The organism is Clostridium sp. 'deep sea' (assembly GCF_014931565.1).
Lineage (GTDB): Bacteria > Bacillota > UBA994 > PWPR01 > PWPR01.
In genome coordinates this window covers 2,996,920-3,012,421 of the sequence record NZ_CP063353.1, presented here as the reverse complement: position 1 = coordinate 3,012,421, position 15,502 = coordinate 2,996,920, and the positions used below count along the sequence as shown (strand labels likewise).

14 protein-coding genes, 3 tRNA genes and 1 pseudogene are annotated in these 15,502 nt (G+C 33.2%); 1 reads left to right on the top strand and 17 read right to left on the bottom strand.

The features are described 5' to 3' along the window. Positions 1-97: 97 nt before the first annotated feature. From IMX26_RS13935 to IMX26_RS13880, 13 genes and pseudogenes are all read right to left on the bottom strand, one after another. Positions 98-173, bottom strand: a tRNA-Thr gene (locus IMX26_RS13935). 39 nt (positions 174-212) lie between these two features. Next, positions 213-286 (bottom strand) — tRNA-Gly (locus tag IMX26_RS13930). A gap of 4 nt (positions 287-290) precedes the next feature. Next, positions 291-375 (bottom strand) — tRNA-Tyr (locus tag IMX26_RS13925). 77 nt (positions 376-452) lie between these two features. After that, entirely contained in the window at positions 453-1,094 is a 642-nt protein-coding gene (gene sigH / locus IMX26_RS13920) for an RNA polymerase sporulation sigma factor SigH (RefSeq protein ID WP_195158978.1), read from the bottom strand. A gap of 884 nt (positions 1,095-1,978) precedes the next feature. Beyond that, positions 1,979-2,146: a hypothetical protein gene (locus IMX26_RS13915; RefSeq protein WP_195158977.1), complete on the bottom strand. Its 168-nt coding sequence runs from the start codon at positions 2,144-2,146 to the stop codon at positions 1,979-1,981. 44 nt (positions 2,147-2,190) lie between these two features. Further along, positions 2,191-3,057 carry a hypothetical protein gene (locus tag IMX26_RS13910; RefSeq protein ID WP_195158976.1) on the bottom strand — a complete coding sequence of 289 codons (867 nt, stop codon included), beginning with the start codon at positions 3,055-3,057 and terminating at the stop codon, positions 2,191-2,193. Positions 3,058-3,230: 173 nt separating this feature from the next. Continuing rightward, a complete protein-coding gene (locus IMX26_RS13905) occupies positions 3,231-3,818 on the bottom strand; it encodes a hypothetical protein (protein ID WP_195158975.1) in 588 nt (195 codons plus the stop codon). Between the two features lie 869 nt (positions 3,819-4,687). After that, complete coding sequence (rlmB, locus tag IMX26_RS13900) at positions 4,688-5,422, bottom strand: 23S rRNA (guanosine(2251)-2'-O)-methyltransferase RlmB (protein ID WP_195158974.1); 735 nt, start codon at positions 5,420-5,422, stop codon at positions 4,688-4,690. 150 nt (positions 5,423-5,572) lie between these two features. Beyond that, positions 5,573-6,241 (bottom strand): FAD-dependent thymidylate synthase, encoded by a 669-nt coding sequence (thyX, locus tag IMX26_RS13895; protein ID WP_195161414.1) that lies wholly within the window; start codon positions 6,239-6,241, stop codon positions 5,573-5,575. After that, positions 6,241-6,597 (bottom strand): ribonuclease III domain-containing protein, encoded by a 357-nt coding sequence (locus tag IMX26_RS17975; RefSeq protein ID WP_243259364.1) that lies wholly within the window; start codon positions 6,595-6,597, stop codon positions 6,241-6,243. Before IMX26_RS17975 ends, thyX begins: the two co-directional genes overlap by 1 nt. 72 nt (positions 6,598-6,669) lie before the next feature. Beyond that, positions 6,670-7,140 (bottom strand): annotated as a pseudogene (gene ispF / locus IMX26_RS17970) (2-C-methyl-D-erythritol 2,4-cyclodiphosphate synthase); the annotation flags it as partial. Continuing rightward, positions 7,134-7,814, bottom strand: a complete 681-nt coding sequence (gene ispD / locus IMX26_RS13885) for a 2-C-methyl-D-erythritol 4-phosphate cytidylyltransferase (RefSeq protein WP_279324863.1) — start codon at positions 7,812-7,814, stop codon at positions 7,134-7,136. The gene ispD and the pseudogene ispF, both read right to left, overlap by 7 nt. A gap of 6 nt (positions 7,815-7,820) precedes the next feature. Continuing rightward, positions 7,821-8,885 carry a PIN domain-containing protein gene (locus IMX26_RS13880; protein ID WP_195161413.1) on the bottom strand — a complete coding sequence of 355 codons (1,065 nt, stop codon included), beginning with the start codon at positions 8,883-8,885 and terminating at the stop codon, positions 7,821-7,823. A gap of 344 nt (positions 8,886-9,229) precedes the next feature. Here IMX26_RS13880 and IMX26_RS13875 point away from each other — a divergent pair, with 344 nt between their 5' ends. Next, positions 9,230-9,628: a DUF1573 domain-containing protein gene (locus IMX26_RS13875; protein WP_195158971.1), complete on the top strand. Its 399-nt coding sequence runs from the start codon at positions 9,230-9,232 to the stop codon at positions 9,626-9,628. A gap of 66 nt (positions 9,629-9,694) precedes the next feature. On the opposite strand, the gene radA is transcribed toward IMX26_RS13875, so the two are convergent. The 4 genes from radA to IMX26_RS13855 form a co-directional block, all read right to left on the bottom strand. Next, positions 9,695-11,056 (bottom strand): DNA repair protein RadA, encoded by a 1,362-nt coding sequence (radA, locus tag IMX26_RS13870; protein ID WP_195158970.1) that lies wholly within the window; start codon positions 11,054-11,056, stop codon positions 9,695-9,697. A gap of 298 nt (positions 11,057-11,354) precedes the next feature. Continuing rightward, positions 11,355-13,361 (bottom strand): ABC transporter ATP-binding protein, encoded by a 2,007-nt coding sequence (locus tag IMX26_RS18180; protein WP_195158969.1) that lies wholly within the window; start codon positions 13,359-13,361, stop codon positions 11,355-11,357. Continuing rightward, positions 13,361-14,488, bottom strand: a complete 1,128-nt coding sequence (locus IMX26_RS13860; RefSeq protein WP_195158968.1) for an ABC transporter permease — start codon at positions 14,486-14,488, stop codon at positions 13,361-13,363. Before IMX26_RS13860 ends, IMX26_RS18180 begins: the two co-directional genes overlap by 1 nt. Beyond that, entirely contained in the window at positions 14,481-15,434 is a 954-nt protein-coding gene (locus IMX26_RS13855; protein ID WP_195158967.1) for an ABC transporter permease, read from the bottom strand. Before IMX26_RS13855 ends, IMX26_RS13860 begins: the two co-directional genes overlap by 8 nt. Positions 15,435-15,502 lie beyond the last annotated feature (68 nt).

Genomic DNA, 15,502 nt, shown 5'->3' with positions numbered 1-15,502 from the left:
TGGGGTTACATAATGTCAAACACAAGCGAACACAAGGTTAGCCCCTACGTTGGTAATTTAATGCACAAAAAAACTGCCTAAACGGCAGTTCTTTATATGGAGCTCTCAACCGGCGTTGAACCGGTGACCTCGTCCTTACCAAGGACGCGCTCTACCTCCTGAGCTATGAGAGCATAATTTATAGGTAAAAAAAAACACCCCATTTAAATAAATGGAGCGGGTGAAGGGAATCGAACCCTCATGACCAGCTTGGAAGGCTGGGGCTCTACCATTGAGCTACACCCGCGTATTGGTGGAGAGAACTGGATTCGAACCAGTGTAAGCTTCGCTAACGGATTTACAGTCCGCCCCCTTTAGCCACTCGGGCATCTCTCCTAAACACCCTATGGATTCAGGACGCGTAATAAATTATATATAAGTCACCTGCAAATGTCAATAGCTTTTTAGTTTTTTTATTCTCTATCTTCCAAGTATTTTTCTAGCTTTCTTTTTACCCTCTGTAAAGCGTTATCTACAGACTTAACATGTCGGTTTAAATCTACAGCAATTTCTTGATACGATTTACCATCAAGATAAAACATTAACACTTGCCATTCGAGTTCACTAAGAATTTCTGTTAGCTTATGTTCTATGGCTTGATAGGCTTCTAAGTTTATCACTAATTGCTCAGGATTAGTTATTTTACTTCCTTTTAACACATCTAATAAAGTTCGGTCTGATTCTTCGTCATATACGGGTTTATTCAGTGATACATATGAGTTTAATGGTATGTGCTTTTGGCGTGTTGCAGTTTTTATTGCGGTAATTATTTGACGAGTAACACACAGCTCAGCAAAGGCTCTAAATGAGGCAAGCTTATCTGTTCTATAGTCACGGATAGCTTTATACAAACCTATCATTCCCTCTTGAACTATATCTTCTCTATCTGCTCCTATTAAAAAGTAAGAGCGCGCCTTAGCTCTAACAAAGCCTCGATAGCGACTAAAAATAAACTCATATGCATAATGGCTACCATCTTTTGCTGCTTCAACAATCTTCTCTTCGGGTAGAAACTCAAACGGAGATGCTACCTCTCTTTGGCACATCATATCCACATATATCGCCCCCATTATACATAATTCGACCTGTTACAACGTAACTAATATTATACTGGTATATTGTTTAATCGTCAAATTGGGGGGTATTTTCTTTCCACGGACGCTTTGGAAATTGCTTTTTATGCTTACACATATCTTAATACCTAACGGGTTAATTGTCACAGTCCTAAAGTGTGCTTTAGCACATGAAGACACTTCGCAAATGAAGTACCTCTTAGGGATGAAGTATGCTTTACGGCATATGAAGTGTGCCTTTGGTACATAAGGCGTATTGCCATACGCCGCTACGAAGACTGATGACCAAACGTACCGACAGCCTGAAACTCGGGACATTTCTTGAGGCAATATCCTACGTAGCTTTACAGCTTAAAGTTTCATTTAACTAACAAAGTGGTAAAAACCACAACCCGAATGATGTGTCCCAGCAGCATATACTGGCATTTGCATACGGTTTCTTACTTAAAAACTAGCAAGCCGTAAGGCTCTGCGGAATAACGTTTGATTAAGCTGTGATGTGTTAAACAGGTTTTATCAGAGCTTTTATTAATGCCTAACAGTTTAATTGTAACAGGGGTCAGGCCTCGTGCTGGTGATATAGTTATTTATTCCATCCAAGAGGGTTTTTGGTGGGTTTGCTTTATATTAATCATAGGATGGCACAAGGCCATTCAGTGGCGAACATTGGCAGTTGAACCATAGCTTACTTAAAAACTAATAAGACGTGAGCTCTGCTAAACAAACTGTTTATTTCAAGTAAGCTTGTTAAATACGCATGCAAAAAAGACACAATGCGTGAGAACAATTACCTTGTAATCGTAAGGTATTTTCAAATTTATAATAAATGTTGTTAGGAGTGATTTATGTTCTAACATTAAACAGACCTACTTCCTATTACCTACTATTTTATCAAATATCTTTTTCTTGTTGTTTGCCTCCATAAATAAAGGAAAATACAAAGCGTAATACTCACCATTAAATGAGTAATTTTCATAATACTTTTCCCAAGAATAATCATTAGTTTTTACTAAATCTAAGCCATTGAAAATCATACTATCTTCAATTTTTGGAAATCCATTATTAGTTAAATAACTATTTACACCAGAGAATGAAAACTCCTTAAGTTATCTTTTGCTAAATCATTAGCTAATACATAGTTGAAAGAAATTATGTCACCATTAAAATTTTCACCGTCAAAGCTACTATCCTTAATAAACACCCATTCTTCATAAACCTTTCTTTCTGGAAATTTATGTAATATTTGATATCCTGCAACTATTGCATCTGCTATTTTTTCTTTAATCATTATATTAAGAAACTCATTATTCATTCCCTTAATATCACTCATATATTTACTGAAAATATTGAGAATATCTAAATCATCTATGTTCATTTTCACTAACTCTTTTTTCAAAGGATTTTGAATACCCAAATGGTCATTTAAATATTCATTCTTAGAAAGTAATATATTAATTCCATTTTTATTTTTAAGTATCGTAAATGCTTGATGTCCTGTATGTTGACAATAATTTCTCATATTATAAGTTAACCTATATTCAAAACTAGAGTCATAAATTTTCATTGTTATTTCCAAATATATTTTCTCACCTTCTTTTATGTTCTTATTTTTCGTTCTTTTTATAATGTGAGAAGGAGTAGGTATCTCATTGGGAAATGTTTTTATTAATATTCTTTTAACCTTATCCAGATATTTCTGAGATGATGATAAAAAGGAATTTAATGTATTAATAATATCATGTTTTACTTGCATAGGCTTTTTATAGTTACTTTGCTTTATATTTTCAAGAAAATGACTATATGAACGACATATTAATTGATAAGGTTCATTCATACTTTTGAAATCTGTTAATATTTCATTATATGAGTATAATTCTTTAACTAATAATTCACTGATATCTTTTACGTCAAAATGATTCTCTCTGGTTACTGTTGCGATTTTCAATAATAGCACCCTCTTTTATATGAAATATTAAATAAATACAATATGATATATCAAATATGTAATCAAACATGTTCAATTATTCAATCAAAGTTATATTATCTCCTAAATAGAAACTTCAGAAATATACATCAACCAAGGCACTAGCAATTTTTATATAACTAGCAAGCAATTTGTTAATACTCTAATGTGGTAAAATCAAACTCAAATCTATGTTGACTCGAATTTCTTGAACATATAAAATAGTACTTATCTTCATTCTCGTTATAGTAAAAATTTAGCTTACCGCCACAATTTTGTTTTGGACAGCTACTAGCTATCTTTAACCTAGCTACTGTCCCATCTTTAAACAACCCTAATTGAAAGCCAAATATATACTTTGAAAATATGCTAACTATTCTTTTTTTCCTCAATTTAATACTGAAGAATAAAACTAGTATTCCAATGAGTAATGAAATAAAATAATAATTACTAATGGGGGTTAACTCCAAAAATTGTCCGTCTTTTATACCTCCAACTATTGTAAATATACTTGATATAAACCCTAGTAATCCTACTAAAGAGAATGACCCACCTACTATTGAAATCACATTTTTGTTAAGTCTTAACTTTCCTTGCTTTATTTCATATTTAATTTCATCTTGCTTTTGAGTTGGATTATTAATAATTTGTGTGCCAATTACAAAGTTATCAATACTTTCTTTATTTTTTATGTCTCCTTCAAAAATATTTATAGTATTACTCTCACCTTTAATGTCTCTCATATCTCACCTCTACATTTTTACCTATATTTTAACATATAATTTAATAATTACTCAACAACACTGACATCTTTTTGCAAATGGTTTATTATTGCCTAACGCTTTAATTGTAACAGGGGTCAGGCCTCGTGCTGTAAGATAGTTATTTCTTTTAGCCATAATGTTTACTAGATAATTAGGTAAAGTTAGTCCTGTTGAGGCCAGACCCCACCTTGTGGTTAGTCACTTGTTTTTGGGGAAAGTGTTTTTGTTGGGTTTAACTTTATAATTAACATAGGATGGCACAAGGCCATCCCCTACATTGGGTATTGCATTTATGCATTAATTATCATGTAAATTGTACATACTGATATCTTATTGCCTAACAGTTTAATTGTAACAGGGGTCAGGCCTCGTGCTGGTGATATAGTTATTTCTTTCAGCCATAATGTTTACTAGATAATTAGGTAAAGTTAGTCCTGTTGAGGCCAGACCCCACTTTGAGGTTGGTCAAACGTTTTGGGAGGGAGGTTTTTTGTTGGGTTTAACTTTATAATTAACATAGGATGGCACAAGGCCATCCCTTACATTGGATATTGCATTTATGCATTAATTATCATGTAAATTGTACATACTGATATCTTATTGCCTAACGGGTTAATTGTAACAGGGGTCAGGCCTCGTGCTGTAAGATAGTTATTTCTTTCAGCCATAATGTTTACTAGATAATTAGGTAAAGTTAGTCCTGTTGAGGCCAGACCCCACCTTGTGGTTAGTCACTTGTTTTTGGGGAAAGTGTTTTTGTTGGGTTTAACTTTATAATTAACATAGGATGGCACAAGGCCATCCCCTATATTGGGCATTGCAGATACATAAGACAACAAGAGGCTGCTCTATCGAACAGCCTCTTGTTGTCTTACTACCTCAAACATACAAATCCCTGCCGCTACTGAGGCGTTTAGGGATGATACGTGTCCTTTCATGGGTAGCTTTACTAAAAAGTCACACTTGTCTTTTATAGGTTTACCTAATCCTTTGCCCTCACTACCTATTAGCATTACTATGGGCATTTTTAGGTCTACATCATAAATCATTTTATCGGTATTGGCATCGGTACCAACTACCCAAAAACCTTGTTTTTTAAGGTCTTGAAGTACATTGTTAAGCTTTGTTACCTTTACAATTGGTACGTTGGTTATTGCACCTGCACTAACCTTCATTACTACCTCGGTTATGCCAACACTTCTGCGGTGTGGAATTATTATACCATCTACTCCAGCAGCATCGGCAGTTCTTATTATAGAACCGAAGTTATGGGGGTCATTTAAGTGGTCGAGCATAAGTAAAAATGGATAACCATCTTTTTTGGAGCATTTTGTCAGTACATCATCTAATTCGCTATACTGCCATGTTGGTAATATAGCTATGACACCTTGATGATTATTGGTTTTACTTATGGAATTTAGTTTTTGTCGCTCTACCCTAATTATTGGTACCCTTTTATCTTTAGCTAGTTTGTATATTTCATTAATTATATCGCCCGAAGCATTTCGTAACATTTGTATTTTTTCAATTTGTTTGTTTTCCTTTAAGGCACTTATCACTAATTGTCTGCCTTCAAGTTGCATATGACTACCTCCTTAGACTGCTAAAATAGTTTGCTCTCTGCGTTCTACAAACTTCCACAACCAAAAACATACTAATGTACTACCTTTGCCTGTAAAAGTTTAGAGCCTTAACAGCAAACATTTTAATTGTCTATTAAATATTGATTAGTATTACTTCACTATTTTAGCTCGTCCACAGGTTAATTTACCCTCATAACATACACCCTCTGTTACACATGAGGGTCCTGCTACTTCAAAAAGATTGGGTGCTACTTCTTTAACTAAAGCTAACATTTTGTCTGCCAGTTCTCTTATTTCTGTTTGGGCTCTTAAGCAGCAACGTTTGCTAAAGAAATGCAATAAAGTACGAGCATTCATTGTTACTACTATTTTAGTCTCTGTAGCATTAGGCAATACATAACGGGCGTCTTCTTTATGGACTAATTGCATTAGTTTAACATATGATTCATGTGCTGATTGCATTTGTTTTTCATAGATTTTTAGGGCTTCTTGGTTTTCAGCAATTGCCTTTGGCACTATATACTCAAAATCCTTTTCGGTTACATAACGCTGAGATTTTTGGCTATAAGAGGCTATTCTATGACGAACTAATTGATGAGTTAATACTCTACTTACTCCCTCTATGGCAAAGGTAAATGAGGCATGCTCAAAAGTAGAGGTGTGTCCCATTGATCCTAGTTTTTTTATTAGGTTTTTCACTTGTTTTTCAGATAAGTCTTTGTGTAAATCTTCAGCACCAACAGCTGAATAACACAAACGTGCAGCTGCTGCTACTGTTCTCTCTGGGTTGGGGGTATGAGCAAGCAAGTTAACTTTTATCATTTTAGTTCCTCCACTTTATTTTTTTTATTTTCTATTAAGATGTTTATAAGCTCCTCTAAACGTTCCATATCTTCACTAAAATAAATATAACCAATAAGGGTCTCTAGTCCTGTGCTGAATCTATAGCTTACTGGATCAGTGTTTTTGGGCACATTACCACCCCTTGAGTTTCTACCCCAGCGCCAAACATCATGCTCTTTTTCAGTAAGCAAGTGCATATTATCTTTAATCATTTGGGCTTGGGCTTTAGCTGACACAAATTCTAAGGCTAATTTTTGGAGCTGGGCACCTTTCTTTACTCCCCTTGATAAAAGATACCTTCTTACATAAAGCTCTAAAACAGCATCACCCATATAGGCAAGTGCCATAGGAGTTAATTTTTTATAGTCTACTTTATAGTCTAGTTTTTTTTTATTATTTGTTTGTTCAAATATTGTTACAGTAGCCGTTGCCATTATGCCTTCTTTTCTACCTATAAAACCTATTTTTTCAGCAGTAGTTGCTTTAACACTAACAGAGTTAAAATTTACTCTTAATAGACTAGCTAGGTTCTCTCTTATTGCAACAACATAAGGGGCAATTTTAGGCTTTTCAGCTACTATATTTATATCTATATGGTTAATTATATAGTTTTTTTGGCCGAGGGTATTTACAACTTCTGTAAGTAAAATTGCACTATCAATATCTTTATATTTATCATCTGTATCTGGAAACCACTGCCCAATATCACCAAGAGCCGTAGCACCTAATAATCCATCTATTAGCGCATGAATTACTACATCTGCATCTGAATGTCCATATGGTCCAATATCTGAGGGTATTTCAATTCCCCCTAAAATGCATTTTCTACCTTGCTTTAGCTGGTGAATATCTATGCCAAATCCCGTTTTTACCATTTTAGATGTTCAACCTTTCTTATAACTGCCTCGGCAAATAAAAGATCCTCTGGAGTAGTTATTTTTTTATTATAATAACTTCCAGGAAAAATTGTAACAGGGTAATTACCCTCAATTAATGAAGCGTCATCAGTTACAGCTATTTGTTTGTTTTGATGTATTAAAAATGTTTTAAGTTTAAAAATTTGTGGGGTTTGTACAGCATAGAGTTTTTTCCGCTCTAAGGTACCTATAACTTTATTGTTTTCAACCATTTTAATTGTATCTTTCACAGGTAACGCAGGTATCACAGCACCTGTTTCAATGGCTTTAATTAGTATATCATTAAGAAAATCAACTGATATAAAGGGGCGTGCCCCATCGTGAATTGCTATATATTCACAGCTGTTATCTACGGCTTTTATTCCGTTTTGAACAGACTCTTGGCGTGATTTACCTCCTAAAACATACTTTACTGGTTTAACAAAGTTAATTTCTTTGAGACTTTCTATTAAATGTTTTTTTTCATTTAAGGCATGTACAATTATTATTTCGTTTATTTTTTCGGCTTTATTAAAAATATTAACGCTATAAGATAAAAGAGAATGTCCACCAAGAGTTAAGAGTATCTTATTACTCGAGGTGTTCATTCTAGTTCCTTTACCAGCTGCTAATATTATTGAGCTTACATTCATTATTTTTTAACTCGCTTTCTCAGAGAGCTTTGTAAATATCATACGTCCAGCAGCTGTTTGCAATACACTTGTTACAACTACTTTAACAGCTTCATTTATGAACTTTCTGCCACCTTCTACTACAATCATAGTACCGTCATCGAGATAACCAATACCCTGACTGTTTTCTTTTCCATCTTTGATAATTAAAACCGACATCTCTTCACCAGGCAATACTACTGGTTTTACCGAGTTGGCTAATTCGTTAATATTAAGAACCTCAACACTTTGTACTCTACATACTTTATTAAGGTTATAGTCATTTGTAATTATTGTAGCATTTAGATCTTGTGCTAAGCTTATTAGTTTGCTATCTACCTCAGTTATATCTGGATAATCTCTCTCAAATATCTTTACTTGGGTCCCAAGTTCTTTTTGCATTCGATTTAAAACATCTAAACCTCTACGTCCACGGTTTCGCCTTAATGCATCTGCAGAATCAGCTATGTATTGAAGCTCCTGCAATACAAATATAGGTATTCCTATTGTGCCTTCAATTATTCCAGTACTACAGATGTCTGCGATTCTTCCATCAATAATTACACTAGTGTCTAGCACTTTTATGGCAGCCATTTGAGCATTTTTTGATGTAGATCTATTTTTATTTAAGGCCAATAAAATTGCCAGTTCATCTCGTTTTCGCCAAGCTATCATCAAGCCCAAGTAGCCAAGTAACACATTAGCTACTACAGGCAGATAAGATCCTATAAAAGGTATTTTCACTAATGGTATAGTTAATAAATTAGCTAATATAAGTCCAGACACTAAACCAACTATACACACAACTATGTCTTGAGCAGGGGTTTTCTGAAAACGAATATTCACTGAGTCAACATAGTATACCATTCTACGGAAGATGTAGGGAGTAATAATAAAAAATATAATTGCAAAGATTAAGCTACTAAATATTGTTATGATATTTTGTGTTGATTTATCAGCTGTAACGTTAAAGAAATTAAGCACTGTTGGCAAGGCATCAAATGTTAACTGATACCCAATTAAAAGTGCTACTATGGCTATTACCCAACGCATTAATTTCACTAGCTACACCCCCCTCTTTCGTATACAATGCACATTATAAAGTATCTACGCCAATAATTAAAGAGTATTCATTAATATTAAGTTATAGTTTATATTTTAACATAATCTTATAGTTAAAAAAAATTATTCTGTTAGTGTAATTAAACAAATATATCTTTATACATATATTTAAAAAGTCCACCTTAAATTATCAAAAATTCTACACATATGATACATATTTTAGTTACTTTACACACAGCGACAAATTTTATTTAATTTTTATTCAAATAAATTTGACATTATACAAGATAGATAAGTATAATTTTAGTGTGAAATTGAGACGAGAGGTGAACGGCATGGAAAATTCACAATTCTCTAAATTCCAGGAGTCTGTTGATGAAAACTTAATACGTCACCGCAGTATTCTGGATATTACTTCTAAACTTCAAGAATCTAATGCCCGTCTTAACCGTGCCATTGCTAAAGCAGTGACCAGTTGTGGCTGTGTAACTATTAAGGGCGAATGTCAAAACATACCTAACAATATTACATCATACCACGAAGTTAAAGAGCACATGAGCAATCACCTTTCTGGTGAGTTATGTAACTCTTGTAAAGATGCTATTGAGAACGAGCTTGGTAGATGTCTATTCTATATGTCGGCATTATTAAATATTTTTGGATTAAAATTAGATAATATTATTGCAAAAGAACAAAATAGAATTGATACTTTTGGTATTTACAGATTATCGTAGTTACGTATTATTATTATATTATTATGGTTATTTTTTAATGCTGACCACTTAATTTAGTGGTCAGTTTTATATTTTTCGTAATGCCTCATTAATATTTTTAACTGCAATAACCTCTATTACATATTTTTGTTTAAGGTTTTTTAGGCTTTGTTTAGGAACTATTATTGATTTAAAACCCATTTTTTCAGCCTCTGCAACCCGTAAAGATAACTGAGAAATTGCCCTTACTTCTCCTGTTAAACCTACCTCACCAACCGCCAAAAGGCTTGGTGATACTTCATTATTGTTTAAGCTAGAGTAGATTGATAAACAAATAGCTAAATCTGCTGCTGGCTCATTAACTCTTATACCTCCAATAGCGTTTACATAGGCATCTTGCTGACTTAAATAGAGGCCTGCTCTTTTCTGTAAAACGGCCATCAACATTGCTGTTCTATTATAGTCTACGCCATTAGTCATTCTACGAGGTGTTCCATAATTAGTGTCTGTTAGCAGTGATTGAATCTCCACCAAAACAGGTCGAGTTCCCTCCATTGTTGCAGTTACAACAGATCCTATGGCAGAAGACTCTCGCTCTCTTAATAAATGAGCAGAGGGATTACTAACCTCTTCTAAACCATGACCTTCCATAGTAAATACTCCTATTTCATTAGTGGAACCAAAGCGATTTTTAACTGCCCTTAATATTCTAAAAGAGTTATAATTATCTCCCTCAAAGTATAATACACAATCTACCATGTGCTCTAGTACCCGTGGTCCAGCAATTGAACCCTCTTTAGTAACATGACCAACTAAAAATACCGCTATTTCTTTGGCTTTAGCTATTTTTAGTAATCTACCAGCACACTCTCTAACCTGACTAACACTACCTGGAGCTGACCCTATCTCACTAGTTACTAAAGTTTGGATAGAATCTATGATAACTATTTGCGGATTAATTTGATGGATATTTTGAATTATTAAATCCACATCTGTTTCAGCCATTAAATAAATATCTTCATTCTCTCCAGCTAATCGTTCAGCTCTCATTTTAACCTGCTGAACAGATTCCTCACCCGTAACATAAAAAACCTTAATTCCATTTTGGGTAAGTTTAATGGCCATTTGTAGTAGTAGGGTAGATTTACCTATGCCTGGATCTCCTCCTATAAGAGCCATTTCACCAGGAACTATACCACCACCTAATACTCTATTAAGCTCCTTAATACCACTGCTAAATCTAATTTCATTTCCTGAAACAATTTTATTTAATAAAACTGGCTTACTTGTTTGACCAGCCATATGCTTATTAGTAGATGCCTTACTTTTTTTATTGACTATAACTTCAACTAAAGTGTTCCATGCTCCACATGAGGTACATTTACCAGACCAACGCGGGGTCTCGGAGCCACACTCATTACAAACAAACACTGTTTTATTTTTAGACATACCTTCACCCTCTTTTCTCTATTATAGCTAAAAAAGAGCTCTTGTTAGTGGATCTATTGAGATTTTTACAAAAATTTATATCTTTTTACTCAATTTTTATGGTAGAGAACAAAAACAGAAATTAGCTTACAGCACATCTTGAGTTTAACTCTTAGCTATATTTCTGTTTTAATAGATATTTTTTTGTTTTAATATTATAACCCTTGTAGAGGTGCACCAATAGGTACACCTGGCTATGTGGAGGAAATATCGGCTTTTTACATTTTCTCTACAAGGGTATAATTCTTTGTTAGTTTATTTAACTAATTATGCTTAAATAGTTTTTATACTCATCCTTAGTGCAATGAACATAATGATTAGTAGTTATTTCTCTTAGTTCACTAGCCATATTTTCATTTTCTAAGTGTTTATAAGTTATTCTCTTACGTTTTTTTTCATAGTCTGGATCTGGCACTGGAATCGCTGATAATAGTGATTTTGTATACGGATGTATTGGGTTACTGTACAGTTCATTAGATTTAGCTTTTTCAACAATTTTTCCTTTATGCATTACTGCTATTGTATCGCAGAAGTATTTAACTACTGATAGGTCATGGGCAATGAATAAAATAGTTAATCCTAATTTACGCTTCAACTCATTTAACAAGTTTAGAACCTGAGCCTGTATTGATACATCTAAAGCAGATATAGGTTCATCTGCAATTATTAATTTAGGCTTTGAAATTATTGCCCTAGCAATTCCAATTCTTTGTCTCTGCCCTCCAGAAAATTCGTGTGGATACCTTGTGGCATGTTCTGAGGTTAAGCCAACTAACTCTAATGCTTCATATACCTTTTTATCAATTTCTTGTTTACTATCACATAGCTTGTTAATTTTTAATCCCTCAGCGATTATTTCTTTTACAGTCATTCTGGGATTAAGTGACGCTATAGGGTCTTGAAAAATCATTTGTATTCCACTAGTTACTAATTTACGTGTTACTTTATTTAATTTTGAAGATATTATCTCTTGTTTAAACTCTACCGTTCCAGAGGTCGGCTTGTATAGTCTAATTATAGTTCTACCTGTAGTTGTTTTACCGCAACCAGATTCTCCAACCAAACCAAATGTTTCACCTTTTTTAATATCAAAACTAATGCCATCCACAGCTTTAACGGTTATTTTTTTCTTACCTCTGCCTGCGGAAAAATATTGCTTTAAATCTGTTACAGATAACACAACTTCATTGCTTTGCTTATTATCTATAGTATTTTTATAGTGCTGTTTAATTGGTTCTAACTTTCGTGTTATTCTATCTTGCAATATTTTAGGCATTTCAACTTTTGGAGCATAGTCATGTAATAACCAAGTTGAGGCATAATGGGTATCCGACACCTTAAACATAGGTGGTTCTTTTTTATAATCTATTTCTAAGGCGTATTCATTTCGCGAAGCAAATGCATCGCCTATTGGTGGATAAAGCATATTAGGAGGTGTTCCTTTTATTGTATAAAGATCTACATTTGAGCTCATATTAACATCAGGCATTGAAGATAGTAAGGCCCAAGTATATGGTGATTTTGGGTTATAAAAAACCTCTTTTGTTAAACCTTTTTCAATTATTTTTCCAGCATACATAACACAAACTCTATCTGCTATACTAGCAACTACTCCTAAATCATGAGTAATGAAAATTACAGACAAATTTCTTTTCTGCTGTATATCTTTTATTAGGTCTAGTATTTGGGCTTGAATTGTTACATCTAAAGCTGTAGTAGGTTCATCACAAATTAAAACATTAGGATCACCAGCCAAAGCTATGGCAATTACAATTCTTTGTCTCATGCCACCAGAAAATTGAAAAGGAAATTGCTCAAATCTTTTTTCAACTTGATCGATTCCTACGGATTTCATTAATTCTATAGCTTTTATTCTTGCTTCTTCCTTACTACACTCTTTTCTTAAGATTATTGCCTCAGTTATTTGTTTCCCAATTTTCATGATAGGGTCAAGCGATGACATAGGATCTTGAAAAATCATACCAATTTTAGAGCCTCTTAACTTGACCATTTGATCTTCACTATGTAATAAGATATTCTTATCTTCATATATAATTTTACCATTTTCAATATTCGCATTTTTAGCCAGTAGTCCCATTATAGTTTTTGCTGTTACCGATTTACCAGACCCTGACTCACCTACAATTGCTAAAGTTTCACCCTCAAAGAGATTAAAGCTGACATCTCTTACAGCTTTTACTACTCCCGAATATGTATTAAATGTTATATCTATGTTCTTTACTTCTAATATTTTCTTGCGGCTCATTATTCAACACCTCTTAATGTAGGATCAAACGCATCTCTTAAACCATTACCAAATAAATTAAATGAAACCATTAGCAATGATATTAAAATGGCTGGATATATAGTCATAAATGGATATTCTAAAAGAACTTCCTGACCAGCTGCTAATAATACACCAATTGATGGCTCTGGAGCCTGTAGACCTAAACCAATATAGGCCAAAAATGCTTCACTAAAAATAGCCCCAGGTATCGCCAAGGTAGTCTTTGTAATAATTGGACCAATTGCGTTTGGTAATATATGCCTAAAAATTAAGAGCTTATTAGAGGCCCCCATAGTTCTTGAAGCCAAAACATATTCCATATTTTTATACCTAAAAAACTGGGCTCTTATCATTCTACTCATTCCTATCCATCCCTTAATAACAAAGGATAAAGCAATAGGCACTATACCTGGCCCAACATAAAAAACAAACAAAACAACAATTACTATTCGAGGTATTCCGTTTAAAATCTCAATAAATCGTTGCATAAAAAGATCAATTGTTCCCCCAAAATAGCCGGAAATTGAGCCATAAGTTACGCCAATACACATATTAACACTTACTGCTAACAGTGCAATAATAAAAGATATTCGTGCTCCCCTCCAGAGCCTAGTCCATTGATCTCTTCCTAATGAATCGGTACCAAACCAAAAATATTTACCTTCTGCACCTTTATACTTATACATATCAAGTTGAACTGTTGCCATTTCTTTGTTCTTTTTAGTATATTCCTTAATAACTTTAACAATTGAACCTTTATATTTAGTTTCCATATTACTCTTTAAAATCTCTTTGTTTGCATAACCATTAAACCATGGCGTTTTTTCTAACATTTTAATTTTAGGAGGTAAATAAGACCACTCAACATTCTGTTGCCTAAAAGTATAGGCATTCATACTAGGTCCAATTAAAGACATTAATACAATAAATGATATAACACAAAATGCTATTATTGAGGCTTTATTTTTAATAAATCTTTGTAAGGCATCTCTAAAAAAACCTATCGCTTTACCTTGCATCTTGTCATCTTTAATCTCATTCTTTCTTTCTACAAGCTTAAAGTCACTTTTATCAATTTTATATTCTGGAATTGTGTTGTTACTCATTTTTACTACCACCTATTCTAATTCTAGGATCAATTACTCCATATGATAAATCTACAATTAAAACTGTTAATAAGGTAATTAACGAATACCAAAATAATATACCTACAGTAACTGAATGGTCATTGGTATTAATCGCTTCAATAAGAAGACCTCCCATACCTGGTACTCCAAATATCTTCTCTATAACTAATGAACCTCCCAAAATTGAAGTAAACATTGGAATTATTATATTAGCTAAAGGAATAAAAGAATTACGTATTGCATGCCTAACCACAGCTTGAAAATTAGAAAGTCCTTTAGCTCTAGCTAATAACATATATTCAGAATTTATTGCATCACATAGTTCCGCTCTCAAATACCTCGTGATTACTGCAATACCCCAGAATGATAATGCTAAAACAGGTAGTATAATTGAATAGAGCTTATTCAATGTTAAGCCCGGATCTGTTGATAGTAGTATTGGAAACAATTTAAGTTTAAATGCTAAAAAGTATTGTAATAGGCTTGCGAAAATAAATGATGGCACTGATATAAACAATATAACCATAATAGAAATCAAATGATCTGGTATTTTGTTCTTTTTTATCGCAGCAATAATGCCAAACAATATTCCAAATGGTATAGTAAGTAATAATGAGAATATATTTAACTGCATTGATACAGGAATTTTCTTTTTTAATATTTCATTAACAGGTACTTTCTTTTGGATTGCTACAGAAACTCCAAAGTCTAATTTAATAAAGTCTTTTAGAAAATAACCATATTGAACATAAAGTGGGTCGTTAAGATGATACTTATCTTCAATAGCCTTTTTAACATCCTCAGTCATTAGGGGGTCATCAATAAAGCTTCCCGGCATAAATCTAATTGTAACAAAAGCTAAGCTAACAATAATTAATAAAGTAATGCCTAAAGCAATGATTCTCTTTAATAGGTATCTACCCATTTTTCTCCTCCTGTTTATTTATAGGTTCATAAAAAAATCATTTACGGCTGATAGTTTAAATTTCTATC

Bases quoted from the DNA above. Each gene is read 5' to 3' on its own strand.
- IMX26_RS13915 (WP_195158977.1), bottom strand. From the start codon at position 2,146: ATGATTTTCAATGGCTTAGATTTAGTAAAAACTAATGATTATTCTTGG.
- IMX26_RS13905 (WP_195158975.1), bottom strand. From the start codon at position 3,818: ATGAGAGACATTAAAGGTGAGAGTAATACTATAAATATTTTTGAAGGA.
- rlmB (WP_195158974.1), bottom strand. From the start codon at position 5,422: ATGCAACTTGAAGGCAGACAATTAGTGATAAGTGCCTTAAAGGAAAAC.
- IMX26_RS17975 (WP_243259364.1), bottom strand. From the start codon at position 6,597: ATGGGTGATGCTGTTTTAGAGCTTTATGTAAGAAGGTATCTTTTATCA.
- ispD (WP_279324863.1), bottom strand. From the start codon at position 7,814: ATGAATGTAAGCTCAATAATATTAGCAGCTGGTAAAGGAACTAGAATG.
- IMX26_RS13880 (WP_195161413.1), bottom strand. From the start codon at position 8,885: ATGCGTTGGGTAATAGCCATAGTAGCACTTTTAATTGGGTATCAGTTA.
- IMX26_RS13875 (WP_195158971.1), top strand. From the start codon at position 9,230: ATGGAAAATTCACAATTCTCTAAATTCCAGGAGTCTGTTGATGAAAAC.
- radA (WP_195158970.1), bottom strand. From the start codon at position 11,056: ATGTCTAAAAATAAAACAGTGTTTGTTTGTAATGAGTGTGGCTCCGAG.
- IMX26_RS18180 (WP_195158969.1), bottom strand. From the start codon at position 13,361: ATGAGCCGCAAGAAAATATTAGAAGTAAAGAACATAGATATAACATTT.
- IMX26_RS13860 (WP_195158968.1), bottom strand. From the start codon at position 14,488: ATGAGTAACAACACAATTCCAGAATATAAAATTGATAAAAGTGACTTT.
- IMX26_RS13855 (WP_195158967.1), bottom strand. From the start codon at position 15,434: ATGGGTAGATACCTATTAAAGAGAATCATTGCTTTAGGCATTACTTTA.